The following is a 25,869-nucleotide window of genomic DNA, read 5'->3' on the forward strand; positions in this document are numbered from 1 at the left end:
TCGGGCAGCCGCGGGCGGACGCACGGCACCGGCGCCAGGTGTCATTGACGCGGCATATCTCGCTTGGCATGCTGACATGGTCGGGTGCTGGGAACGGGAGGATCACCGTGGGGATGTCGACGCGTGCCACGGCGGCGAAGGCCTCGGTCAACATCGTCACCACGTTCCTTGCGCGGGTCCAGGCCCTGGCGGATGACCCCGACGCACTGGACTTCACGTTCGGCAACCCGCACGAGATGGCGCTGCCCGGTCTGCCGGCTGCCCTGCGCGCCCAGGTGGAGCCGCGGTCTGTGGACTGGTTCGCGTACCAGACCAGCGATCGCGGCGCGCAGGAGGCTGTGGCAGCCGGTCTGAGCGCGGAGCTCGGGCTCGCGTTCGAGCCCGACGACATCGCGATGACCCAGGGCGCATTCGGCGCGATCTCGCTGGCCTTCGCACTCCTCGCGGACGCGGGCGACGAGGTCGTCATCCCGGTCCCCGGCTGGTTCTGCTACGAGCCGATTCTGCATGCCGCGAATCTCGTACCCGTGCGTGCGGCTCTCGACACCGAGACGTTCGACCTCGATGTGGATGCGATCGCCCGGGCGATCACCCCGCGTACGCGGATCGTGATCGTCAATTCGCCCGCGAATCCGACCGGCCGTGTCTATCCCAAGGCGACGTGGGATGCGCTCGCCTCCGTCCTCGACGATGCCTCCCGCACCCACGGACGCCGGATCTGGCTGCTCTCCGATGAGCCGTATCGCCGCATCCGATTCGACGGCATCGCGTTCGCGAGTCCGGCCGGCTCATATCCGTGGACCGTGATCGACTACAGCTTCGGCAAGGTGCTGCTGGCGCCCGGTCAGCGACTCGGCTACCTCGCGCTCTCACCGCTCGTCCCTGCCGACGAGCGGGATGAGCTGCGCGCGGCATTCATGCCGCTGGGACTCGCGATCGGATGGGGGTTCCCCGATGCCGTCATGCAGTACTCGGTGGCGGCGCTCGAAAAGCTGTCGATCGACATGGCGGAGCTGACCCGCAAGCGCGACCGGATGTACGACGCGCTCACCGCCGCGGGGTACGAGATCACCCGGCCCGAAGGGACCTTCTACCTGTGGGGCAGAGCACCCGGCGGCGACGCGCAGGCGTTCTGCGACGCGCTGGAGGCGCGTGGTGTCTACGTGATGCCGGGATTGCTCTTCGACCAGCCGCACCACTTCCGCATCTCACTCACCGCGACCATGCCGACGATCGAGCGAGCGATCCCGCACCTTCTCGACGTCGGCGCGGAACACGATCAGGACGCGTAGCCGGCTCGCGGCGCTTCGATCGGCGCGTGAGATCGACATCCGCGCCATCGATCGATGCAGCGGATGTCGGAAACTGGCGCGGATCGGATACTCACGACGGCCCCCGATAGCTGCCGGCGCCATCCTGCTCGCGCGGACCAGCCGCCGAGGTGCTGCTCAGCCCGGTATCAGGTGGTCGTCCGAGACGAATGTCTCGCAGGAGCACTTGCGCCACGAAGCGCTGACGAAGATGTCGGTGCGGCACATGCCGAGGTGTTCAGAACTGTCGTGGCCGCAGTTGGAGCAATCGCGGAAGAAATCAGTGGTCATGGCGTCGGTCTCCGAGGATCATGGGACGGGGACTGGCAGCTCTGCCGGGAATGGACCCAGTTTATCCGGCAAGTGTTTCCGCAATGTCACCGTGGCCCACGGAAGTCGTGCGATATATCGCGCTTCCCGACCCGTCAGGGTAGCGTCGAAGAGTTCGCGCCGGGATCGTGTCGGCGCTGATCGCCTGCTCGTCCCAGGTGAGGGAACCACATCGTCAGTGATTCGCAGCTCGTCGCCGAGAGGACAGAAATGCCCCATTCCCTCAGATTGTGGACCGGAAGCGTGCTCGCCGTCGGGAGCCTGCTGGTCGGAACGAGCATCGTCGGGGCCGGAGCGGCCCAGGCCGCCGTGTCCCCCGCCGCGCCCGTCGTGATCAACGAGGTCTACGGCGGCGGCGGCAACTCGGGCGGGCTGTACAACCGGGACTTCATCGAGCTGCGCAACGTCTCCACGAGCCCCGTCGACGTGACCGGATGGGCAGTGCAGTACGGGTCGGCGACGAACACGGTGTTCTCGGGCGCGACCGTCCTGACGGGAACGATCGCCCCGGGTGCCACCTATCTCGTCGCCGAGGCTCCTGGTGCCACGACGACACAGCCGGACCTGCCGACACCCGACGTCAGCGGCAGCATCGCCATATCGGGCACCGCCGGCAAGGTCGCCCTGACCAGCACCTCGACGACACTCGCCTGCTCCTCGAGCATCGCCTGCACGACGGCGCCCGACGTCGTCGACCTCGTCGGCTGGGGCAGCTCCAGCGCCGTCGTCTTCGCGGGCACAGTCGCACCCCTCACGACGAACTCGACCTCCATCGCCCGAGCGGCGTCCGGCGCGAACACCGCCGACAACGGCGCCGACTTCACGGCCGGCGCTCCGACACCGACCACCGGAACCGTCCCCACGGAGCCGACCGACCCGATCGACCTCACGATCGCCGACATCCAGGGCACGGGCGCTTCGTCGCCCGTCGTCGGGACGCTGGTCAGGACGACAGGCGTCGTCACGGCTGCCTATCCCACCGGCGGGATCAACGGGTACGTCATCCAGACGGCGGGCAGTGGCGGCGAGCCGGACTCGACGCCCGGTGCATCCGACGCGATCTTCGTCTTCTCGTCATCGACTGCCGGCCAGGTCGCGATCGGCGACACCGTTCAGGTGACAGGCACGGTGAGCGAGTTCAACGGCTTGACCGAGATCTCGGTCGCTGACGCGACCGGTCTGGTGAAGCTGCCGGCGAGCGCGCCCGTGACCCCGGTCTCCCGTGCATGGCCGACGACGGACGCCGAGCGCGAGTCGCTCGAGTCCATGCTGTATCAGCCCATCGGCGACCTGACGATCTCCGACACCTTCTCCACCAACTCGTTCGGCGTTGTCGGGCTCGCCGCCGGAACCACGCCGCTGCTGCAGCCGACCGAGGTCGGTCGTCCCGGCTCCGCCGAGGCACTCGCCGCGATCGCCGACAACGCGGCGCGCAAGGTCGTGCTCGACGACGGGTCGTCGACGAGCTTCCTCTCAGCGGCAAACACCGGGCTCGCTCCGACGTACGTCTCGCTGACCAGCCCCGTGCGGGTCGGAGCCGCTGCGACGATCACCGCACCGGTGATCCTCGACTTCCGCAACAACGTGTGGACGCTGAATCCGACGTCCCCCGGTCCCGCTGCCGTCACGTTCGAGAACGACCGCACAGCCGCTCCCGAGCCGGTGGGCGGCGACCTCACGGTGGCGTCGTTCAACGTGCTCAACTACTTCACGACGCTCGGTGCCACCACAGCCGGGTGCACGGCGTTCCGGGACCGCACCGGCGACCCGGTGACGGTGAACAGCGGATGCCCGCCGCGCGGCGCCTGGGATCCGGACGACCTGGAGCGCCAACAGGACAAGATCGTCGCAGCCATCGACGACCTCGACGCCGATGTGGTCGGCCTGCTCGAGATCGAGAACTCGCTCGTGGTCGACGGCGTGGCGGATGAGGCGGCCGGCACGCTGGTCGCGGCGCTCAATGCCGCCGCGGGATCGGATGTGTGGGCCTACGTGCCGTCATCCACAGACCTGCCTCCCGCCGCAGAGATGGACGTGATCACCAACGCCATCATCTACCGCACCGCCGCTGTCGAGCGGACCGGCGAGTCGCACGCGCTCGGTACGCTCAGCGCCGACGACCAGGCATTCGGTAACGCCCGCGAGCCGATCGCCCAGGTGTTCACACCCACGGGCGGCGGCGAGCCGTTCCTCGTGGTCGTCAACCACTTCAAGTCCAAAGGCTCCGCCGGTCCCTGGCCCGGAGACGTCGACACGGGCGACGGACAGGGCGCATCCAACGAGTCACGCGTTCGTCAGGCCACGGCGCTGCGCGACTGGGTGCCGACCATCCAGGGCACCGCCGAGTCGGTCGCGCTCGTCGGCGACTTCAACTCCTACACGCTCGAGGACCCGCTGCAGGTGCTGTACGACGCGGGTTACGCGGATGCCGCAGCCGCTTTCGCGCCGGGGCAGTACTCCTACTCGTTCTCGGGTCTGTCGGGTTCGCTCGACCACGTCCTGCTCAACGAAGCGGCGATGGAGCGTGCGACCGGTGCCGACATCTGGGAGATCAACGCCGAGGAGTCGATCGCGCTCGAGTACGACCGCTACAACTACCACGGCACGCTGTTCTACGCGCCGGACGAGTACCGCTCATCCGACCATGACCCCGTCATCGTCGGTCTGTCGTCCGGTGTCACCACCAGTGCGACGACGCTCGCCGCGAGCCCGGCGACCCAGATCTACGGTGCATCGGCCCCCCGCATCCAGCTCACCGCCACCGTCTCGTCCAACGGCCCGGTGTCGGGAGCGGTCGAGTTCGTGGCCGACGGGTCCGTCATCGCCACCGCTCCGATCGAAAACGGCACGGCGACGTACCGTCTGCCGGCCAGCACGCCGGCAGGAACGTACGAGGTCGTCGCGCGCTGGGCGGGAACGGCGGATGTCGAGGGCTCGACATCCGCACCGGTGACGGTCACGGTCACGAAGGCGACGACGACGACCACACTCAGCGCTCTCGCTGGTGGCCGAATCCTTCCGACATACGTCTTCGTGTCCGTGACGCAGAGCAACGGCAAGGCGGCGACCGGAACAGTCGAGATCCGCGAGGGTCAGACGGTGCTCAAGAAGCTCCCGGTAAGACTCGGGGCGGCCGCCGGCACGATCTGGTCGCTCCCGCGGGGCTCTCATGTGCTCACCGCGACCTTCGTGCCGTCGACGGTGAACGTCGCGCCGAGCACCAGCAACAGCGTGACCGTCAGGATTCGCTGACCTGCGGCGCCCGCGTGGGCTGGCGAGGCTCAGCCGAGAGGCGATCGACGAAGCGACGGTGCCCCGTCGCGACGCCGACCGCGACGGCGATCCCTGCGAGCGCGATGCTCGCGGCGACGACCGTCTCGGTCCAGCGCGTCGTGTCGTACGACGTGCCGCCGGCGAACACAGGGGCGATCATGAACGTGGCCACCAGGTAACCCGGAAGCGTTGCGCCGGAGAGAAGGATCGCGGCCGCGGTCCACGCGGCCGATCGACGGGCGGCGATCACCGCCAATGCAACGATGCCGGGTAGCTGGATCACGATGAGAAGGGGACTGCTCGCGATCAACTCGAGCGAGCTGGGAGCGTCGGACAGCCCGGACAGGAGCCCGTGCACGCCGATGAGCCCGAAGGGGATCGACACCGCCAGCGCGATCAGCCACGAGCCAGGCGAGATCCAGCGCTTCGACGCGCACGCTGCGGTCAGACAGAGCGCGCCGGCCGCGAGGAGCAGGAATGCGACGCCCGAGAGCTGCGCAGCCTGACCCACGTTCTGCCAGGGATCCGCCGGAACGACGAAGTCGTAGAGATGATCCTCGATCAAGGACTGATGATCCTCCGTCACGAGGGCGCTGAAGGTTCCGAGGTCGGCTGCCCACACCCACCGCTGCAACGAGGCGACGAGCAGCGCCGCCGCCGCCGCCAGAAGCATCGCCGCCGAGACGATGGCTCGGACAAGGCGCCATCGCGGAAGACGCGACGCCGAGAGGACGGTATCCAAGGGGACCTCAGTTGTCATGCCCTGAACGTACACGCCGGCCGGTCCTCGCCGACCAACGGCAAGTGAACCTTCAGTCCTGCACGATGACCGAGGTGGGGAACGGGAGGCGCTCGGAGTTGTTCACGACCTGGTGCCAGTACGGGTAGATCGGAGTGAGCGCGCTCGCGGCATCGAGTCGGGCGATTTGATCGGCATCGAGCGACCACCCGACTGCGCCGAGATTCTCGGCGAACTGGGCCTCGTTGCGGGCTCCGAAGATGATCGACGAGACGGTCGGACGGCTGAGCACCCAGTTCAGCGCCAGTTGGGGGATCGTCTTGCCGGTCTCGTTCGCCAGCTCGTCGAGCACATCGACTGTGCGGTAGAGGGTCTCGCGGTCGCCGGATGCCTCCGTCTCGCCGGGCACGGCCAGGCGGCTGTCGGCCGGGACCGGCGTGTTGCGCCGCAGCTTGCCGGTGAGGCGGCCCTGCGAGAGGGGACTCCACACCACGGTCCCGACTCCCTGATCGACGGCGAGCGGCATCAGCTCCCACTCGAACTCGCGAGAGGCGAGGGAGTAGAACGCCTGATGGGCGACGTACCGGCCCCATCCGTACCGCTCCGACACCGAGAGCGACTTCATCAGCTGCCAGCCCGAGAAGTTCGAGCATCCGATGTAGCGCACCTTGCCGCTGCGCACGAAGTCGTCGAGCGTGCTCAGCACCTCATCGACCGGTGTCAGCGCGTCGAAGCCGTGGAGGTAGTAGACGTCGACGTAATCCGTGTCCAGCCGATTCAGGCTCGCCTCGAGCGCCCGGGTCAGGTGGTGGCGCGAACTGCCCGCGTCATTGCGGCCCGTCCCGGTCCGGCCATTGGCCTTCGTACCGATCAGCACCTGGTCGCGGCGGTCTGCGACCGCCTGCCCGAGGATCTTCTCCGCTCGGCCGCCCGAATAGATGTCGGCGGTGTCGAAGAAGTTGATTCCGGCGTCGAGCGCCAGATCGACCATTCGCCGCGCCTCGTCGACCTGCACGTTCCCCCACGAGCCTTCCTGCTCTCCGCCGGCGAATGTCGCGGTGCCGAAGGACAGGACGGGAACGCTGAGTCCCGAACGTCCGAGCTGACGATATTCCACGGGAACTCCTTTGCCGCTGCGTCGTTGGATCCGCCACTCATCGTGCCAGTGAACTGCCGGGATGTCGCCCCCGAGAGAGGCGCGACAGGTCCCTGGTCGCGGCCGGTCGTCGAGCCCCGCCGCGGGCAGCGGACCTCCTTGTGACGCCCCCAGGCGAGCGCTAGTATCTGGCCGAGTCGCCGGTTCGGTCTCACAATGCTGTGGCTATGCTCCGACCGGCCCGACGCCTCCTGGCCTTTCAGCCAGCCGAGATTCAACGGCCTTCGCACCGTGGTTCGGGCGTGCAGCTTCCGAGCCAGGTTTTCCTCCCGTCGACGAGTTACGTCGCTCCGCCCGTGCATGTATCAGGGGGATGAGTTGCACACTCGGTCCTCTCGGCGCCGCTCTTCGGTCGGCTGACGGTTGCGGAGCCATCGGCGACACGGGCGGCCACGCTGAGGCAACGTCATCCGGGCCGGCACCTGAACATCGAAACGCAGCGAACAGGAGACAGTGACATGGCGAACACCATCGACGGGCGCGTGTTCGATCAACGGAGCCGCAAGCCGCTCGAGGGGTTGACGGTCGAGGCGCTGACATTCGAGCCGCTGACGAGACGTGGCACGGCGAGCATCGGCACGGCGCAGACGAACGCCGACGGCTTCTTCTCCATCGACGTCGATCCGCGCCGCTTCAAGCTGCTCATCGAGAACGCACAGGACGTCACCTTCCGGGTCACCGGTCCGAACCGGGAAGCATGGATCGTGTCGGGCGCCCCCACGTGGAACGGACGCGAGGCGGGCGAACTGGTGTCGCTGATCGTCCGCGCCCCCGAGCCGGAGCCGGAGCCGGAGCCCGAGCCGCCCACCGGCGCCGACGAGACTTTCTCGGTCACGGGCGTCGTGACGGATGCCGCAGGTGTCGCAGTCGTCGGGATCGAGGTTGAAGCCTTCGACGAGTCGGTCACCGACGAGGTGCTCATCGGCTCCGCGCCCAGCGGCGCCGACGGCCGTTACATCATCACCTACGGGGCATCCGCGATCTCGGGCAAGACGGCCGCCGACCTGCTGGTGCGCGTGCGCTTTCCGGATAGCGCGGTCCTCGCCTCGAGCGACACCCGCTTCGCGGCGCCGCAGCACGCGACGGTCGACCTCGTCGTCGAGCGCGCAGACGTGCCCGTCGATCCCGAGTACGCCCGACTGCTCGGCACGGTGCGGCCCATCCTTCAGGACCGCACGCTCGGTGACGTCGACGCCCGCGGTGTCGGCTACCTCGCCGGCCGCGCCGGCTGGGATGCCCGTGGTGTCGCGATGGCGGCGCGGGCCGACAGTCTCAGCAGCCAGACGCGGATTCCGGCCGCGCACTACTACGCCCTGATGCGCGCGGGCCTCCCCGGCGAGTTGGATCAGATCCATCGACTCGGCGACGATGCGCTGGCCGGAGCGCTCGAACGGGCAATCGCGGACGGTGTCATCGGCGCCGACGACGACATCGAGCGCACGCTCGAACTGCACCGCACAGCCGCGGCAGACGCGCTGCGCGCATTCCGCCCGACCGGCACGGTGTCGAGCCTGGGCGACATGCTCGACCTGCGGCTCGACGCCGACCAGCAGCAGACCTTCGTCGACGTGCTCCGCGCGACGAACGGCGACCCCGACAAGCTGTGGACGGGGCTCGCTGACCGGGGGATCGCCGAGTCGACGATCACCCGCCTGCAGACCGACGGCGCGCTCGGCGAGCTGACCCGTCAGAACGCTCCGGTCATCGGTCGGCTCGTCGAGCGGACGAATCTCGAGGATGCCGCCGAGCTCGCCGACCGCGGCTTCTACCGCGCCGATGCCTGGAAGGAGATCGTCGGCGACGACGTGCCCGAGGGCCTCACGCTCGACCAGTACACCGCCGGCCTCGCCGCCCAGGTCGCCTCCCGGTTCCCCGGGCGCGTGACCGCGGCCCTGGTGCGCGATGACTCCATTGCGGTCGCGCCCGAGGCGAAGGCTGAGGTCGCCGCGTTCTTCGTGAAGCGCGGCGAGACGGCATCCATCGGCGTCGCCCCGGTGCGCACGTGGGAAGGCTTCACAGACTTGAGTGCGCCGGCACGCGAAGGGGCGCTCAAGGTCGAGCGGCTGTACCAGATCAGCCCGTCGGATGACGCGATGGTCGCACTGTCGAAGGCGGGCATCGACTCGGCGCTCCAGGTGATGAAGTACTCCCCCGACGGCTTCGTCGCCGCCTTCGGCGACCAGTTCCCGAGCACCATGGAGGCACGGCTCGCCTACGCGAAGGCGCAGGAGGTGCACACCACCGCGCTGACGATCGCGACCCAGTACCTCGCGTACCGCAACGCGCCGAACCTCTACGCCATCACCGGATCGCTCACCCACAAGGCGCCCGCGCCCGCCCCCGAGGTCGCCGCCTCGGCGACGCTCGAGGATCTGTTCGGCAGCATGGACTACTGCTCGTGCGACCACTGCCGATCTGTGCTGAGCCCGGCCGCGTACCTGGTCGAGCTCCTCGAGTTCATCGACGTGGGCGATGTTCCGCACGTGCTCGACAACCCGCTCGACGTGCTCCTCGCGCGACGCCCCGACCTGCAGCACCTCGGCCTGTCGTGCGAGAACACGAACATCGCGCTGCCGTACGTCGACCTCGTGCTCGAGATCCTCGAGCACTGGGTCGTGAATGGAACCCTCACCGGGTATGAGGGACACGACACGCGGCCGGATGCGGCGACCGCGGACCTGCTCGCAGACCCCGAGTACGTGGTCGACGCGGCATACGACGCCACAAAGGCGGCGGTCTATCCATCGCCGCTGCCGTTCGATGCCCCGCTCGCGCACCTGCGGACGCTCTTCGAGGTGTGGGACACCTCGCTGGCGACGGCGCTCGACGTGTTCGGCACCCCGGCGGACGCGCGCCGCGAATGGCTCGGCCTCAACGCGCAGGAATACGCGCTCGTCACCGACCTCGGGTTCCGGCCGCTCCCGGAGCTGTTCGGCGAGCCCGCCGCAACCACCCTCGCGGCGCTCAACGCGATCGTCGCGAATGCCAAGACCTTCAGCCGACTGACGGATGTCGCGTACACCGAGTTGGCCGACATCCTGCGCTCGCCGTTCGTCAACCCGGGCGTCGTCCTCGTGTCACTGCTGGAAGCGCTGAAGGTGTCGCTGGGACAGATCCAGCAGCGCTTCGACGGCGCCCTCTCCGATGACGAGTTCACGGACCTCCTGCCCGACGACCTCGACGCCGCGCCCTACGGCGGCGATGTCCTCGCGTGGCTCGACACGAACCGCGACCTGATCATGAGCACGATCACGCTCACCGACATGACGCCGCCCGACGACGACTCGCACGAGTGCGACTTCGGCAAGGTCGAGCTGCGCTTCGCACTGCCCGACATGACGGCGAACCTGCTGACCGAGATCGCATACCACCGGATGCTGCGCTTCATCCGGCTCTGGAAAAAGCTCGGCTGGAGCATCGACGCCACCGACACGGCGATCACCGCGTTCCTGGGTGTGGACCCCGGGACCCTCACGCTCGCGAACATCGACGACGCCTGGACGGCACTGCTCGATCGGCTCGCCGGCTTCCTGCGCCTCGCGGCGACGCTCGGCCTGTCGGCCAAGAAGCAGGACCAGTGGCTCGCGCTGTTGGCACCCGGGCTCGATCCCACGGTCCGGCACGAGCGGCTCGCACCGCTCGTCAAGCTCGGCACGGTCGACCTCACGCACCTGCTCGAGCTCACCGGGATCGACCCGTTCGCCGACGACCTCGGATCCGCTGATCCATCGCTGCTGCGACTGATCGACGGTGTTGCGCTCCTGAAGGGCACGAAGCTCAAGGTCGCCGACGTCGACTATCTGCTGCGGCATGCCGACCCGACAGGCAAGCTCGCACCGACGACGGTCGAGGTGCAGCGCGCCCTGGTGACAGTGCGCAACGCGCTCACGGCGGTCGACGTCGAGCTCGCGGTGGCGGCACCGACCGCCGACCTCGCGGCGGCAGCAGCACGGATGAGCCTCGTCTACGACGCCGCCGTGGTCGACAGGTTCCTTGCGCTCATCGCGGGGACCACGACATATGCCGTTCCGTTCATGACAGTGGAGGAGGTCGTGCCGACGCCGCTGGCGGCGATCACGGATGCCGTGCGCATCGATCCGTTCCACAACACGCTCACATCGACGGGCCCGCTCAGCGCCGCGACCCGCGCCGCGCTCCAGGGAGCGACGGCGGCTCTCACCCTCGCCGATGTCGAGGAAATCGACTCGGCGCCGGATCTGACCGCCTTCCAAGCCGCCCTCTCCACCGCGCTGCAAGCGCTGGAGGATGCCGCCGCAGACGACCTCGCTGCGCTGAACGAGGACTACCCCGAGCTCAAGACCCTGTACGACACGCTCGCGACCATCTCCGATCCGGCCGCGCAGGCCGCAGCGCTGGTCGCCGGCATCCTTCCCGAGCTGCGCACTGCGTTGCGTGCCACGGCCCTGCGCACGACGCTCGCCGCCGTCACGAAGGCCGACGTCGAGGTGCTCGACTCCCTCGCCTCGGCTCCGGACGTCCTGCACGCCGATGCCGATCCGACGGCCGGCTACCTCGACGACCTGACCGGGCTCGACTCGCCGCCGGCTCTCGGCACCGACGGCACGCACGAGCTCTTCATGGACCCGCCGGCGACCGGCGATTTCCTGGTCTATGTGGCAGCACCAGCGGGCACATCGGTCACGCTTGTCATCGACGGCATCTCCGCGATCCCGACCACCGCGGCCGATGCCGACGGAGAGCTGCGCAGCCTTGCCCCGCTGTCCTTCACGGCGAACGTGCTCGTCACCGTGTCGCTGACTGTGGCTGGCCTTCCTGCCGGTGCGTCGGCGGAGCTTCGCTGGCGCACGAACGCGCTCGCCAAGACGGCCGTGCCGCTGTCGCGGGCTTACGACGCGGGTGCGTTCGCGCGGGCGGCGCGCTCGTTCGTTCGCGTCCAGAAGGCTGTGATGCTCCAGGAGGCGCTCGAGCTCACGGCCGGCGAGGTCGCCGACCTCGGTGCGGTTCGCACGCAGACGGCCGGGCTGTGGAACGGGCTCCCGGCCGACGGCACCGTCGTGGCTGCAGACGTCGAAGCCGAGTGGGGGCGGCTGTCGTGGGCGCTGTGGTTCACGCGCCTGAAGAAGGACCACGAGCCGGAGCAGGACACCCTCCTCGGCATCCTCCGTGCACCCGACGCAGTGGATGCGCAGGGGCGGCTCGTGCTCGCGGGAGTCATGGAGTGGCAGGAGGCCGACCTGTCCGCGGTGCTCACCGAGTTCGGGCTGACCCTCGCGGATCTCGGCGACCTCGCCGGGCTCCGTCGCGTGGCGACGGCGCTCGACCTCGTCGGCATGACTCTGCAGCCGGCATCCGATCTCATCGCCTGGACCGTCGCCACCCCTGACGGAACCCTCGTGCGGGACCTGCGGGCAACACTCAAGCAGCGCATGGACGCCGCCGCGTGGCGCGAGTCGATGCAGAGCGTGAGCGATTCCGTGCGCAACGCGCGACGGGACGCGCTGGTCGCGTACATCCTTCATCACGACGTGCCGTCCGCCGAGATCGAGACGGCGGACCAGCTGTACGAATACTTCCTCGTCGATGTGCAGATGGACGCCTGCATGCAGACATCCCGCATCCGGCTGGCGCTGTCGACCGTTCAGCTGTTCGTGCAGCGCTGCCTGCTCAACCTGGAGCCCTCGGTGTCGCCCTCCTCGATCAACGCCGATCATTGGTCGTGGATGCGGCGGTATCGGGTGTGGGAGGCGAACCGCAAGGTCTTCCTGTACCCCGAGAACTGGCTCGAGCCCGAGCTGCGGGACGGCAAGTCGCCCTTCTTCCGCGACCTGGAGAGCGAACTGCTCAAGGCCGACATCACCCAGGACCTCGCCGAGACCGCGTACCTGCACTATCTGCGCAAGCTCGACGACGTCGCGCACCTCGAGATCGCCGGAGCGTACCTGGAGGAGAAGACGCCCGGGACGACGGATGACGACATCCTGCACGTCATCGGCCGCACCCTCGGATCGACACGTGAGCACTGGTACCGCCGGTACGAGTACGGGTACTGGACGCCCTGGGAGAAGATCGGGCTCAACATCGAGGGGGATGTCGTCGTGCCCGTCGTGTGGAAGAAGCGACTGTTCGTCTTCTGGCTGACGACGCTCGTGCAGGCTCAGGGGGATTCTGGGAAGACTCCGCAGGACATCTCGGCTGAGGCATGGTCGCTCGCCGCCAGGGTGGACGCGACCGTGACCCTGCATCGCGGAGAGTACTACCACGGCACCTGGCAGTCGCCGAAGTCGGCCGAGACGTCGACGTCGCTCACGTGGTACTCGCTGCCGTCGTTCGACCCGCGGCTGCTGAGGTGCGAGACGCGGACGTACACACCCCCGTCGACACCCGGCGGGCCGCCCCTCGCCGAACGCCTGGAGATCCGGCTCGGATATCGCGACGGTGCCGCGCTCACCGACTTCATCGTGACCTTCACGAGCACCAACGCCCAGCCGAATCTCTGGGGCGAGGATCCGTTCTGGGTCTACCTCGGCTACAACGCCTCGATGCTCGAACTCGGCCGGACGCCGGTGCCCCAGGTCGACGCGAACCAGTGGGTGTACCCCGACAAGGTCTTCACGATCCGCGTGGCGCAGCCATCCGAGCCGAAGACCGCGGTGCCCATGACGGTGCTCACCAAGACGTCGAGCCTCGTCGACGGGTTCCGGGTGCGGCCGCTCGTGCAGCAGGGGGGGAACCCCTGGGAGATGCCGATCTTCTACACCGACGAGCGCAGCCTGTTCTTCGTCACGGGAGACGAGCAGCTGTACCGCGAGGGGACGCGTCACTACTACGTCGACGACCTCGTGATCGACGCCGGCATGCTCGACCTGCCGCACCTCTACGAGGAACCGGTGAAGCCGAAGATCCCGAAGCCCGGCGACCCGGTGATCGACCCGACGTGGGGGCTGCGGATTCCCGGCAACACCGTCTTCGTGTTCGGCGGAACCACCTTCGACGCCGGTGGCGCCGCGGGTCTCAAGCAGCAGCGGAACGTGTGAGGTGAGTGCGATGGCCAAGGTGACGAACTTCCACGAGACGATCACGGATTTCCAGACGAAGCACGGCGACCTGGTGTGGCTCGCGGAGGGGCGACAGCGGCGACGCGTCCGCTACGGCGTCACTCCGCACTACCACCCGTGGTCCGAGGAGCTCATCCGCAAGCTCAACACCGACGGACTCCCGGCGCTGCTCGACGCGACCTGGCAGGCGGGCCTCGTGACGCCGCTGACGCCGGGGCTGTACACGCCCGGTTCGGCGTTCACGGGCGCGTTCCCGGAGGACGTGATCGACGTGTCGGACGACGGCCCCTACGCGATCTACAACTGGGAGCTGTTCTTCCACGCGCCTGTGCTGATCGCTGTGCACCTGTCGAAGAACCAGCGATTCGAAGAGGCGCAGCGCTGGTTCCACTACGTCTTCGACCCGACGAGCACCGACACGTCGGTCGACCCGCCGCAGCGGTTCTGGAAGTTCCTGCGGTTCCGCCAGGAGACGGACCCGGAGTTCCTGACCGAGATCCTCACCGAGCTGTCGAAGACCGGCGACAGCGAGCTCAAGCGCCGCACCGAGAAGGCGATCCAGGCCTGGCGAGACAAGCCCTTCCAGCCGCACGTGATCGCGCGCGGTCGCTATCTCGCCTACCAGTACGGCGTCGTCATGAAGTACCTCGACAATCTCATCGCGTGGGGCGACCATCTGTTCCGCCAGGACACCATGGAGACCCTGAACGAGGCAACGCAGATCTACGTCATGGCGGCGAACCTGCTCGGACCCAAGCCGCAGCGCATCCCGCAGCTGCACAAGCCGGTCAGCAAGACGTACGCCCAGCTCAGGGCCGCGGGCATCGACAAGTTCGGCAACGCGCTGATCGAACTCGAGAACCAATTCCCGTTCGCGTCTTCGACGACGGCGGGCGGCGACGCGACCGCGAGCGGGGCCGATGGCGCCGTGTTCGGCATCGGGCGAACGCTCTATTTCTGCATCCCGCAGAACGACCAGCTGCTGGCGTACTGGAACACCGTGGCCGACCGGCTGTTCAAGATCCGGCACTGCATGAACATCGAGGGCGTCGTCCGCCAGCTCGCGCTGTTCGATCCTCCGATCGACCCTGGCGCGCTCGTGAAGGCGGTCGCGGCGGGGCTCGACATCTCGAGCATCGTCAGCATCCTCAACCAGCCGGTGTCGAGCGTTCGCGGACCGCTCCTGCTGCAGAAGGCACAGGAGCTGTGCGCGGAGCTGATGTCGCTCGGCGCAGCCGTGCTGCAGGCGATCGAGAAGGGGGATGCCGAGCACATCGGCCTGCTGCGGTCCGAGTTCGAACTCAACATCCTCACCCTGACGCGGGACGTGCGATTCCTGCAATGGAAGGAAGCAGAGGAGGCGACCGCCGCGCTCCTCGCGAGCCGCGTCACGGTGTGGGAGAGATACCGCCACTTCAAGAAGATCCTCGGCGTGGACGACGGCGCGATCGATGGTCTCAAGGCCGTCGACCTCATCCGCGATGCGCTCACCGAGGAGACGTTCGAGGCCGCGTACCAGAGCCTCGTCACGGCGTACGCGGGCGGACTGCCGCGCGAGGCGTATCGCAAAGAGACGTCGGTCGGCGGGCTGATGGAGTTCGCCGGCGAGCAGGTCGTGAATCTGGTCGGAGGAAAGCTCGGCGAGACCCTGCCGCTCAACAAGAACGAGAACGCCGAGCTGAACATCTTCCTGCCGACATCCGATGCTTTCAGCACAGCCGCCACCATCCTGAGCATCGCGGCCCCGATCCTCGGGCTCATCCCCCAGTTCGCCGTGCACGGCACCCCGCTCGGCGTCGGCGGCGCGGCGACCTTCGGCGGCGAGCAGCTCTCCAAGGCGGCGAAGTACGGCTCCGACGGCGCGAAGATGATCTCGGACGCGTTCAAGGGCTCTGCGGAGCGGGCGTCGAAGATGGCGGGCTACTACCGGCGCGCCGAGGACTACGTGTTCCAGGCCAACCTCGCGACCAGCGAGCTGGAGCAGTACGGGCGGCAGATCATCACCGCGCTCCTGCGGGAGCAGATCGCCAAGAAGGAGTACGACAACCACGTCGCCCAGGTGGAGCAGTCGACCGCCACCGACGAGTTCCTCCGCGCCAAGTTCACGAACGAAGACCTCTACACGTGGATGCAGGGTGAGCTCTCGCAGATCTACTACGACTGCTACAAGCTCGCGTTCGACGTCGCCAAGCGGGCCGAGGTCACCCTCAAGCGCGAGGTCATGCGCCCGGAGTTCGACAGCCAGGACGTCATCAAGTTCGGCTACTGGAACGACGCCCGTCGCGGGCTTCTGGCCGGTGAGGCACTCGCGCTCGATCTCAAGCGCCTCGAGATCAGCTACCTCGAGGCGAACAAGCGCGAACTGGAGCTCACGAAGCACGTGTCTCTCGCACGGCTCGACCCGCTCGCTCTGCTGCGGCTCAAGGCGACCGGCTCCTGCGAGGTCGAGGTGCCGGAGTGGCTCTTCGACATGGACTCGCCTGGTGTCTACATGCGGCGCCTCAAGACCGTTGCCGTGACGATCCCCGCCGTGACCGGCCCCTACACCGGCATCCACTGCGCCCTCTCGCTGCTGCGCTCGAGCGTGCGGACTTCGCCCGAAGCCGGCGACCAGTACGCACGAAACGCCGACGGCGACGACACGCGATTCCGGGACTTCGCGGGAGCGATCCAGCAGGTCGTGACGAGCACCGCGCAGAACGACAGCGGCCTGTTCGAGACGAACCTGAGCGACGACCGTTACCTGCCGTTCGAGGGCGCCGGCGCGATCAGCACCTGGCGGCTGGAACTGCCGATCGCTCTGCCGCAGTTCGACGTCGAGACGATCTCGGATGTCGTCCTGCACCTTCGGTACACGGCGCGCACCGCTGGTCAGCTCGCCGAACCGGCCATCGCATTCCTCACCGACGAAGTGCTCGCCGACCCCGAGAACCTGGTTCAGCTGTTCACGCTCAACCACGACTTCAGCGCCGCGTGGCAGGCGTTCGCCTCGGCACCGTCGGACGCCACACGCCGGCTGCAGGCCGCCGTGCTGACGGACATGTTCCCGTACTGGGTGGAGCGCACGGGGATGGATGACGCGCTCGTCGCGACGTTCTCGGTCATCGACTTCGCCAAGGGAAAGCTGACGCTTGCGCCGTCGGTCGTGACGCTTGCCGGTGATGCCGACAATGGCTGGCAGCTCGACATCACCTCGGCCTCGCCGGTGTTCGCATTCCTCAAGAAGCACGCCCTCGCAGGCGCGACGGTGCACATGTCGGTGTCATACTCGGCGTCCTCGTGATGCCCTCCCTTCTCAGGCCTCGGTGGCCCATTCGAAACCGTCGGGATCGGTGAAGCCCCCTGCATCCCCGGTCATCACGATCCGGTGCGAGCCGGTCCCCTCGGCGGGCAGACCGGCGACTTTGGCGAGCCCGCGTCGCTGATAGAGCGCCAGCGTGACCGGACTCGATGGATCCCCCAGCTGGACGTACTTGCGCCCGTAGGCCTTCGCCACCGGGACGCCGTGGTCGACGTAGAACTGCTTGCTCTCGTCGACATCCTCGACGCCGAGCTGGAGCACGAACTCGTCGATCTCGCGAGTGGCCGGCCCGGTGTCCTTCTTCGAGGATGACGCGATCGTCCACACGGCTCCGTCCGGCGCCTGCACGACACCGCCGTAGCCCCAGAGCGACTTCGCGCCGGGCTTCAGCGAGGTGGCGCCGGCGGCGAGTGCGATGCTCAGGAAGCCGTCGACGGTCGACGGCTGCGACACGACGAGCGAAAGCGTGAAGCCGCGGAAGCCCGTCGCCGGCTCGTCGCCCGGTGCCACCCGAACCCGATCTCCGAGCCCGAAAGCGGCGGCGTAGAACTGTTCGGCGGCCGTGGTGTCGGCCACCCCGATGGTCACGAAGTCAATGGTTGCCATGGGTCCAGGCTAGAAAGCCGCAGCATCCGTCGCTTCTCGGATCCTGCTCGATCGCGTGGGCCCGGCCGACTGTGCGCGAGCAGCGTCGAGGCTCGGTGCGGAGCCGGTCTACGGCGTTACTCGTCGGGGTTCTGCTCGACAGTCACAACCACGCGATCACGGGCTGTGACATCGAGTTCGATGCGGGTGAGGGTTGGGCCCCACACGTCCGAGAGCATCGGATCGTCGAGGTCGCGGACCACGGTGGCAGCGCGGATGCCGGAGTCCCAGGCGACCCGCACGGGTCGTGCGTCACCGAGGGGGGTGACGCGCAGCCCGTCCTGGAGGGATTCGACGGCGCCCGCCACGAGCAGGCGAACCGTCGTCGTGCGTTCGGTGTCGTCTGGTTCGTACCCCCACGAGTCATCGATCACGACCCGCGCGCATTCGCTGTCGCGGTGAAGCGTCACGGAACGACGCCAGCTGCGGACGCCGACGTCAGGGTAGGCCGCGGCGAGGTCCAGCGAGAGCCCGCTGGCATCGTCTGCGACGCTCGCCGTGACGTCGGTCGCGCGGAACGCCGCACCGGCGCCCTGCGCGGACTCCCGCAGCTCCGGCACGTTGTGCCACGAGCTCTGCATCGTCCAGATCAGGTAGCGGTCCGGGCCGAAGGTGGCGGCGGTGTAGGTCGGGCGACCGGCGTCGACGATGACCGGCACTCCGTCGCTGGCCACCACGAACGAGCCGACGTCGTTGTGATTGTGGTGCTCGCCGTTGTGGCCGCCCTTGGCGGCGACGGTGACGCCACTGGCCGAGCCGCCTCGCTCCCGCGCGATGATGACCTGCACGGACGGCAGCCACACGTCGCGGGGGAGCGGCGACGGGGAGTTCTCAGCGGCGAGCCATGCCTCATCCGTGATCCCCTGCAGCAGCCGTCCAAGACCGGCGTGCTCCGTGGTCCCCGGCACATCGGGCCGACGGTGCGCCGCGGCGTGGGCTTCCGCGTCCTGGTCGCCCGCGCGACGGGCTGCGCGGTGGAGCGCGTGCCACGGCTGGTCGACGGGTGGCCGCGCCTGACCGTCGGCGACGTTGACGTACCAGTCGCCGCCGAGGTGCATGCGATGGGGAAAGGCGACGGTCTCGCGCAGTGCCGGGATCTCGCCGACCGGGTCGAGCGCGCCATCCGTCGCATGGGTCAGGATGTCGAGAGCCTCGAGCGCACGGCACGCACCGTTCCACCAGTACGAGTAGCCCTCGTCGATCGCGCCATCCGCCGGCAGCGAGGCCACGTACCGGTCGATGCCCTCGATGGCGAGGCTGATGACGCGAAGACGCTCGGCCCCGTCATCCGGACCGTCGAGCAGGCGGAGCGCCGCGACGAGGACGTTGCCGTGGATCCACGGGTTCCAGTTGTGCACGTCACCGTCGAGGCCGATCCAATGCCAGTCGCGGCGCCGGACGAAGGGCTCGAGCACTCTGGTGCGGGCTTCGTGGCGGATGCGTCCCCGGAGTCCGGGGTAGTGCGTGTCGAGGGCGGCGCCGAGCAGGTGGTCGATCCACGCGAGTTCACCGGCGACATCGCCGGCGCCCAGATCGAGGTACGGGTCGGTGACCGTCGCGAGGACCGCGCCATGACGCCGGCGGGTGTCGTCGTGCGCGGGCCAGCACCACGAACTCTGCTCGCACAGCAGCACGACGCCGTCGGCGACCTCGTCGATCCAGCGCTTCTCGTCCGTGGCGGCGGCCGCCACCACGGCACGGTTCAGACGGTACTGGCGGTTGAACGCGGCGCTCTCCCACTCGACGCGATCCCCGTCGGTGTGCACACGTGCAGCTGCGCTCGCGAGCGGGAGTGGCCACGGTGTGCCGAGATCGGCCGTCGCGCGGCGGAGCAGGTCGGCCATCGTCACACTGTCGGCGCGTCCCGTGCCGAGATCCCACACCGAGCGGTCGGAGGCCGGCGGAAGGGGCAGTGCGCGGTCCGGCGCGACAAGGAGGCCTTCCAGCGCCTCCGTCAGCAACCCCGCCGAGGCACCTGTCTGACGTTCGAAGACGGCGGTCAGCGGCCCGGCGAACGCAGCCGGCTGATCCTCGAGCATGTCGCCTCGTCCGTCGCGTCGATCAAACCGATCACAGACGAGCATAAGCGGAACAGAAGTTTGCCTGGGGACGAGGGAGATTGCTAACCTGCCAGGCGCCGGCAGCGGCCGTTCCACGGCAAGGAGAAGGTGTGACCCCCGAGCGATCACGTCAGCCGTCGGGCGGCAACGTCGCCACGGACTGGACCCGTGAGGAGTGGCTGGCTTACGCCGACGGGCTGCTCGACACGGCGGCTCGGTTCGCCTCACCCGGTCACGGACAGGTCCTCTTTCCCGGTGCCGAAGGCGGATACGGACGAGCCGTCGATGGTCTCGAAGGTTTCGCACGTACGTTCCTCCTCGCCGGCTTCCGCATTGCGGGAGAGCGAGGGGCCGGCGTCGATGACCTCATCCAGTTCTATGCGGAAGGCATCGCAACGGGCGTCGACCCCGACGCCCCTGACCGCTGGGTGCGCCTCGACGAGCACGCCCAGGCCAAGGTGGAGGCGGCATCCATCGCCCTGATCCTCGACATGACCCGGCCCTGGCTCTGGGACAAGCTCGACACGCTCACCCAGCGGCGCGTCATCGACTATCTCGCCCCCGCGGTCGGCGACGACACGTATCCGCGCACGAACTGGCTGTGGTTCCGGCTGGTCGTCCAGACCTTCCTCCGCTCGGTCGGGGGCCCGTGGTCGCCCGCGGACATCGCAGCCGATCTTGCGCTCCACGACTCGTTCGTCCGTGCCGACGGCTGGCTGTCGGACGGACCTGAGCGCTCGTATGACCACTACGTGGGCTGGGCGCTGCACCTCTACCCCGTGCTGTGGGCGCGGATGCGGGGAGCCGCCGATCTCGCGGGCGGCCGGACGGCCACGGATGTCGCCCGCCTCGATCGCTTCCTCCAAGACGCCGTCGCCCTCGTCGGCGCAGACGGCTCACCGCTCATCCAGGGACGCAGCCTCATCTATCGCTTCGCCGCGGCAGCGCCGTTCTGGGTCGGGGTGATCGCGGAGGTTCCATCGGTGTCTCCGGGCCTGCTGCGCCACGCCGCGACCAAGGTGGTGACCCATTTCGCCGACCACGGAGTACCCACGGCGGAGGGACTGCTGACGATGGGCTGGCACGACGAATGGCGCGCGCTGGCTCAGTCCTACTCCGGCCCGGGTTCGCCGTACTGGGCGGCGAAAGGCCTCATCGGCATCGCGCTGCCCGCCGACCATCCGGTCTGGGCCGCGGCGGCTGAGCCGCTGCCGGCGGAGGTGGGCGACACACTCGCGATCGTGCGCGCCGCGGGGTGGGCGCTGTCGGGCACCGCGGCAGACGGCATCGTGCGCGTCGTGAATCACGGCACCGACCATGCCGCCGCCGGCACTCTCGTGGGTGACTCACCGCTGTACGCGCGCCTCGGCTATTCGACCGCGACGAGCCCGCTGCTCGACGATGCCGCGTGGCACCAGCCGCTCGAGCAGTCGGTCGCCCTCATCGACGCCGGTGGGCATGCCACGCACCGGGCGGCGCTGGAGCTCGCCGACATCCGGATTCAGGACGATGACGGCGGCAGGATCGCGATCGCCGGCTCCACCTGGCTCGCCCACTGGATCGACCCCGACACGACGCAGCGCCATCACGGATCGGGCTGGGAGGGCCGGGTCAACGTGGCGGGTCGCCTGACGGTGCATTCGATCGTGCGCGGGCCCTGGGAGCTTCGCCTGGCGAGGTTCGATGATCCGCGGCCCGATTGCGGCGCGGTGCGCCTGCGCGTCGGCGGCTGGCCGCTTGCGGCAGGGGTCACCCCGCTTGCGCACACGGCGGCTGCCACCGCCGGAGTCTCCGTGGACGGCCTGCGCAGCGGCATCCGCTCCCTGCGCGGTGCTGCCTCGGCCGAGGTCGTGGTGCGTCCAGCCGCGAGCCCGCTGGGCGCCGTATCGTCTGTGCCGGTGCTGGACTACGCGGTCGCACCGGGCGAGTGGGTCTCTGCCCTCATCGAGCTCACCGCCGACCCTGCGGTGGTGGCGAGGGCTCTGTCCGCCGACCTCGCGTTCGACCTTCCGTCACTGACCGCCGTCGTCACCTGGCCGGACGGAGTGGTGACACGCAGTCGGCTCATCGACCTTCGGGAAAGCGAGACGGCGTGACATCCACCGGCTTCGCCCGTCACTGCTCCGAAGCCGACCCCTTCGCAGCTTTCAGCGTCGACTGCTCGCGCTGCGCCAGCCACTCCCGACGCAGGACGCCCATCACCACCGAGTCGTAGCGCTCGCCGCGCACTTCGCGGGCCTCCCGGAACCGCGCCTCTTCGACGAACCCGAGCCGATGCCCGACGCCGAGCATGCGGGTGTTGCCCGACCAGGTCGAGAAGTCGAGGCGCACGACACCCGTGTGCTCGAAGAGGTAATCCGTCCAGATCCGCAGCGCCTCGGTGCCCGTGCCGTGTCCGCGCAAGTGCGGGTCGAACACACTGACGCCCATGCGCCGCCAGTCCGACTCCTCGGCCTCCCAGTGCCACGACACCATGCCCACGAGGCGCTGTGGGTCGTCCGCCACCGCGACGACCGCGCGTTCGATCGGCGCGACGCGCAGCGACCCGTCCTCGATCCGTGCACGCAGGCGCTCGATGCCGGCGTCGACCTCGGCGGTCCCGCGCGGCGGACCGTACGGTCCGTTCCACCGGTGCCACTCCTGATCGGGCTGCAGCCACATCCGGTAGTCCGCCAGGTCATCGACCGTGAAATGCCGCAGCAGGATGCCGCGGCTCTCGCCGATCGGTTCGTCGGATGTCACGGGGCCAGCCTGCCACGGCGCGCGCGCGCCCGGGGATTGGCCGTTGCGCACACGCGACGGGGAGAGGAACCTGGTCCCGCGGGCGCCGGTGCATCCGCGTCGCGGCGCCGAGCGGCGCAGCGGGCCGTGCTCACGTGGGGGTAGCGATGACGGTGACGGAGGTCAATGGCGCAGTCTGGCGTCGCAAGCACGATGACCCGGCGGCGCCGACGAGGTCGACCACGACGCGCATCCTGTACCCGACCTCGCTCGAGGAGGTGATCGAGCTGTGCGCGAACCGGCCAGGCGGAGGGCGCGCGACATCCGCCGGCAGCCATTGGTCGCTGTCGGTCGGTGCCGTGGCCGACTCGACCTTCGTCGAGACCCACGATCCGAACAACGCGTTTCCTGCGATGGGTCGCACGCTGTTCGAGGTCGTGCCCGGGTGCCTCTCGGATGCGATGCTCGACCGTCTCGAGCACGAGTTCCAGCCCGAATACTCGACCACGACCTTCGGCGAGGATGTCGGGGAGTATTACGTGCACATCGAGACCGGCAAACGGGTCTACCAGGCCTACGCCGAGCTCGACCAGGGCGACGACGCCAACGCCGACAGCCTCGCGGTGCTGATGCGCGACCAGCGTGGCAATGCCTCGTACCTCGGCCCGTGGGGGTTCCGCACCCTCGGCGGCGCGGGCGGTCAAACGGTCTTCGGCGCGCTCACGACGGGCACGCACGGGGGCGACTTCAGGATCGGCCCGATCGCCGAGTCCGTCGTGGCCCTCCACCTCGTGACCGACGGCGGCCGCCATTACTGGATCGAACCGGAGTCGCTGCGGGTCACCGGAGCACGGTTCACCGACGATGAGCGACTCCGTCGGGTCTACGGAGATGATCGTTTCAAAGGTGCGGCGGGGTCGGGTGCCGAGAACTTCGAGATCATCCGCGACGACGACGTCTTCCACGCTGTGCTCATCGGCTCGTGGCGCTTCGGGGTCGTCTATTCGGTCGTGCTGCGCGTGGTGCGCCAGTACACGCTGCACCAGGAGCGGCGTCTGACGACGTGGGCGGCTGTGAAGGACCTCATCGCCGACCCTGCGTCGTCGCTCTGGTCCAGCGATGCGGCAGCGCCGCCGTTCGACAGCAAGTTCCTCCAGATCGCGGTGAACGTCGTGCCGAACCACGACTCCACGGGAAACCTCGTCGGCGTGACGAAGCGGTGGAACGTGCCGATGGCGCTCAACCCGGTGACCGGCTCGCCCGCAGGGCGCGACGAACGGGTCGGAGCGATCGTGGATGCGTTCGATGCGTGGATCGGCGGACCCCGCTTCGACAAGGCGGGCAACAGCCACACGTACTCCCCGGATCCGGCGCGACCCGGCGCCAGTGCTCCGCCCAACTTCCTCGAGCGGGCGTGCCAGGATGCCGACTTCGTGGTCGGCGTCCTCCGCGTCGTCGCCCAGGAGGTCGAGGACTTCATCGCGAGCAATGGCGCCGTGATCGGCGGAACACTCGCCGGCGTCGTCGCCATCGGCGGCGGTGCCGCCCTGCTCGCACTCCTCGCGGCGCTGGCCGTGATCCTCCTCCTCCTGCTCGCGTTCATCGCCGCGCTCGAGGCCGCACTCGGCCCCCGTCTCGGCAACACGCTCAACGACCTCAAGGACACGCTCATCAATCGGTCCGACCCCGACGAGCGCGCTGCCGGCATCCTGGTGTGGCAGATGATCGGCGAGCGCCTCTTCTCGAGCCAGCAGAACGACCTCGACGTCGAGGCGATCAGTTACGCGGCCATGGACGGGCACGACTACTTCGACCAGAGCTGCAACGTGAACGTCGACTCGATCGAAGTCTTCTTCGATGCGACGAGCCCGATGCTCGTGGCCTACGTCGACGCTCTCCTCGCATTCGAGGTGGCGCAAGAGCGACTGGGGCGCGCGTTCGTCGGATACTTCTCGCTGCGCTTCACCGGACCTACCGCGGCGCTCATCGGCCCCGAGCAGTTCTCGAGGACCTGCGTGATCGAAGTCGCCGGCCTCAACGACGTCACGGGCGTGCGCGAACTGGTCGACTTCGCCGCCATGCTCGCACTCGACCCGAATTTCGGCGGAATCCTCCACTGGGGCCAGCGCAACCCGTCGACGATGGCCGAGATCGAGGCGCGGTTCGGGGACACCGCGGGGGACCCCAAAGAGAAGCTCACGCGCTGGCGACGTGCGTTGAGCCGACTGACCGACAACGGTGCTCGAGACGGCTTCAGCAACGCTTTCACCCGCACGACCGGACTCGAGGTCGTGACGCCGGTCGTCTCGTCGGCGAGTGCGGCAGCCGGACCGGTGGCTCGGGGTGACGCATTCCCGGTCCAGTGGGACTGCCGGCGCAATCCGCCGGCCACGAGCGTGTCGGTCCGAGCGGTCTCGCCCGTGGGGGTGGTGGCTTCGTGGCCGGCGCTGCCGCTGTCGGGCATGTTCGATGTGACCGCGGTCGAATCCGGGACCTACACCGTCACCATCACCGCATCGCTCACCGTCAACGGGCGCACCCGGCAGGCGTCGTCAGACGTCTTCGTGACGGTCGTCTGAGAGGAGAGGGACAATGGACGAGATCTTCTACGGACCATGGGATGTCCGGGTTCTCACCAAGGACGCCTGGTTCTCGCAGCAGATCGTGATCACAGGGTCGGATGCGTCAGACGGCGCGTATCCGGGAACGCCAGGCGGCGGGCCCGGCCCCGTGTCGGGGGCGCGGTGGACGCTGCACGCGGAGTGGAACGACAACGCGGGATCGGGGTGGCAGCGCAGCGCCCTGCGTCGCAGTGCCGCGTACACCCTTGCCGACGGCCTCACCGTGACGATCGGCATCGACGACAACCAGGAGGCGCTGCGCGACTACGACTATGACGACGTCGTCATCGTCGCCCGCTCGCTCGACCCCGCGCACACTCCGCTGCACCCGGTCGCACCCCCGCTCGACTTCACCGTGCCCGAGAAGGTGTGGTGGCGGTACTGGAAGCGCGCGAATCGCGACCCCGAGGACCCGTATCGCGGGTACCCGCCGAAGGACGATCCTCAGGACCCGAACGACCCGGATCAACCGAGAGACCCGAAGGACCCGAAGGACCCGAAGGACCCGAGAGAGCCGGCGGATCCCAAGGACCCGAGGACGCCGAGGGACCCCTGGCAGCCCAGGGAACCGCTTGACCCCAAGCCCCCGAAGGAACCCCGGGAGCCGAGGGAGCCCAGGATGCCTCCGGGCTGATCGAGTTCGCTGCCGCCCGCTCGATTCGCGTTGTCGGCGGTT

General features: G+C 68.6%; 12 protein-coding genes. 7 read left to right on the forward strand and 5 right to left on the reverse strand.

Annotated elements, in window-relative coordinates; all coding sequences use genetic code 11:
* Positions 1-113 precede the first annotated feature (113 nt).
* Positions 114-1,292, forward strand: coding sequence for an aminotransferase class I/II-fold pyridoxal phosphate-dependent enzyme (locus ABD188_RS06015; protein ID WP_344059499.1), 1,179 nt, complete (start codon positions 114-116; stop codon positions 1,290-1,292).
* A gap of 558 nt (positions 1,293-1,850) precedes the next feature.
* The gene (locus tag ABD188_RS06020; protein ID WP_344059501.1) at positions 1,851-4,892 is read left to right on the forward strand and encodes an ExeM/NucH family extracellular endonuclease; all 3,042 of its coding nucleotides are present in this window, start codon (positions 1,851-1,853) and stop codon (positions 4,890-4,892) included.
* Here the strand turns inward: ABD188_RS06020 and ABD188_RS06025 are convergent.
* Positions 4,879-5,673, reverse strand: a complete 795-nt coding sequence (locus ABD188_RS06025) for a hypothetical protein (protein WP_344059503.1) — start codon at positions 5,671-5,673, stop codon at positions 4,879-4,881. The genes ABD188_RS06020 and ABD188_RS06025 overlap by 14 nt on opposite strands.
* Before the next feature lie 52 nt (positions 5,674-5,725).
* Positions 5,726-6,769 (reverse strand): aldo/keto reductase, encoded by a 1,044-nt coding sequence (locus tag ABD188_RS06030; RefSeq protein ID WP_344059505.1) that lies wholly within the window; start codon positions 6,767-6,769, stop codon positions 5,726-5,728.
* 497 nt (positions 6,770-7,266) lie between these two features.
* On the opposite strand from ABD188_RS06030, the gene ABD188_RS06035 reads away from it, so the two are divergent.
* Complete coding sequence (locus tag ABD188_RS06035) at positions 7,267-13,824, forward strand: neuraminidase-like domain-containing protein (protein ID WP_344059507.1); 6,558 nt, start codon at positions 7,267-7,269, stop codon at positions 13,822-13,824.
* 10 nt (positions 13,825-13,834) lie between these two features.
* Positions 13,835-17,128, forward strand: coding sequence for a Tc toxin subunit A-related protein (locus ABD188_RS06040; protein WP_344059509.1), 3,294 nt, complete (start codon positions 13,835-13,837; stop codon positions 17,126-17,128).
* Positions 17,129-17,140: 12 nt separating this feature from the next.
* On the opposite strand, the gene ABD188_RS06045 is transcribed toward ABD188_RS06040, so the two are convergent.
* Both ABD188_RS06045 and ABD188_RS06050 read right to left on the reverse strand, forming a co-directional pair.
* Positions 17,141-17,752: a glyoxalase gene (locus tag ABD188_RS06045; RefSeq protein WP_344059511.1), complete on the reverse strand. Its 612-nt coding sequence runs from the start codon at positions 17,750-17,752 to the stop codon at positions 17,141-17,143.
* Between the two features lie 116 nt (positions 17,753-17,868).
* A complete protein-coding gene (locus tag ABD188_RS06050) occupies positions 17,869-19,830 on the reverse strand; it encodes a heparinase II/III domain-containing protein (protein WP_344059513.1) in 1,962 nt (653 codons plus the stop codon).
* A gap of 131 nt (positions 19,831-19,961) precedes the next feature.
* Here ABD188_RS06050 and ABD188_RS06055 point away from each other — a divergent pair, with 131 nt between their 5' ends.
* The gene (locus ABD188_RS06055; RefSeq protein ID WP_344059515.1) at positions 19,962-21,947 is read left to right on the forward strand and encodes a DUF2264 domain-containing protein; all 1,986 of its coding nucleotides are present in this window, start codon (positions 19,962-19,964) and stop codon (positions 21,945-21,947) included.
* A 19-nt stretch (positions 21,948-21,966) separates the two neighbouring features.
* On the opposite strand, the gene ABD188_RS06060 is transcribed toward ABD188_RS06055, so the two are convergent.
* Complete coding sequence (locus tag ABD188_RS06060) at positions 21,967-22,593, reverse strand: GNAT family N-acetyltransferase (RefSeq protein ID WP_344059517.1); 627 nt, start codon at positions 22,591-22,593, stop codon at positions 21,967-21,969.
* 146 nt (positions 22,594-22,739) lie between these two features.
* On the opposite strand from ABD188_RS06060, the gene ABD188_RS06065 reads away from it, so the two are divergent.
* The gene (locus ABD188_RS06065; protein ID WP_344059519.1) at positions 22,740-25,151 is read left to right on the forward strand and encodes a hypothetical protein; all 2,412 of its coding nucleotides are present in this window, start codon (positions 22,740-22,742) and stop codon (positions 25,149-25,151) included.
* Between the two features lie 13 nt (positions 25,152-25,164).
* The gene (locus ABD188_RS06070) at positions 25,165-25,827 is read left to right on the forward strand and encodes a hypothetical protein (protein ID WP_344059521.1); all 663 of its coding nucleotides are present in this window, start codon (positions 25,165-25,167) and stop codon (positions 25,825-25,827) included.
* Positions 25,828-25,869: the final 42 nt, after the last annotated feature.

This window comes from Microbacterium pumilum (assembly GCF_039530225.1).
In the GTDB taxonomy this organism is placed as follows: Bacteria; Actinomycetota; Actinomycetes; order Actinomycetales; family Microbacteriaceae; genus Microbacterium; species Microbacterium pumilum.

What these genes read in the sequence shown, in the direction of transcription:
- ABD188_RS06015 (WP_344059499.1), top strand. Translation starts at nt 114, where the DNA reads ATGTCGACGCGTGCCACGGCGGCGAAGGCCTCGGTCAACATCGTCACC.
- ABD188_RS06020 (WP_344059501.1), top strand. Translation starts at nt 1,851, where the DNA reads ATGCCCCATTCCCTCAGATTGTGGACCGGAAGCGTGCTCGCCGTCGGG.
- ABD188_RS06025 (WP_344059503.1), bottom strand. Translation starts at nt 5,673, where the DNA reads ATGACAACTGAGGTCCCCTTGGATACCGTCCTCTCGGCGTCGCGTCTT.
- ABD188_RS06035 (WP_344059507.1), top strand. Translation starts at nt 7,267, where the DNA reads ATGGCGAACACCATCGACGGGCGCGTGTTCGATCAACGGAGCCGCAAG.
- ABD188_RS06040 (WP_344059509.1), top strand. Translation starts at nt 13,835, where the DNA reads ATGGCCAAGGTGACGAACTTCCACGAGACGATCACGGATTTCCAGACG.
- ABD188_RS06045 (WP_344059511.1), bottom strand. Translation starts at nt 17,752, where the DNA reads ATGGCAACCATTGACTTCGTGACCATCGGGGTGGCCGACACCACGGCC.
- ABD188_RS06050 (WP_344059513.1), bottom strand. Translation starts at nt 19,830, where the DNA reads ATGCTCGAGGATCAGCCGGCTGCGTTCGCCGGGCCGCTGACCGCCGTC.
- ABD188_RS06065 (WP_344059519.1), top strand. Translation starts at nt 22,740, where the DNA reads ATGACGGTGACGGAGGTCAATGGCGCAGTCTGGCGTCGCAAGCACGAT.
- ABD188_RS06070 (WP_344059521.1), top strand. Translation starts at nt 25,165, where the DNA reads ATGGACGAGATCTTCTACGGACCATGGGATGTCCGGGTTCTCACCAAG.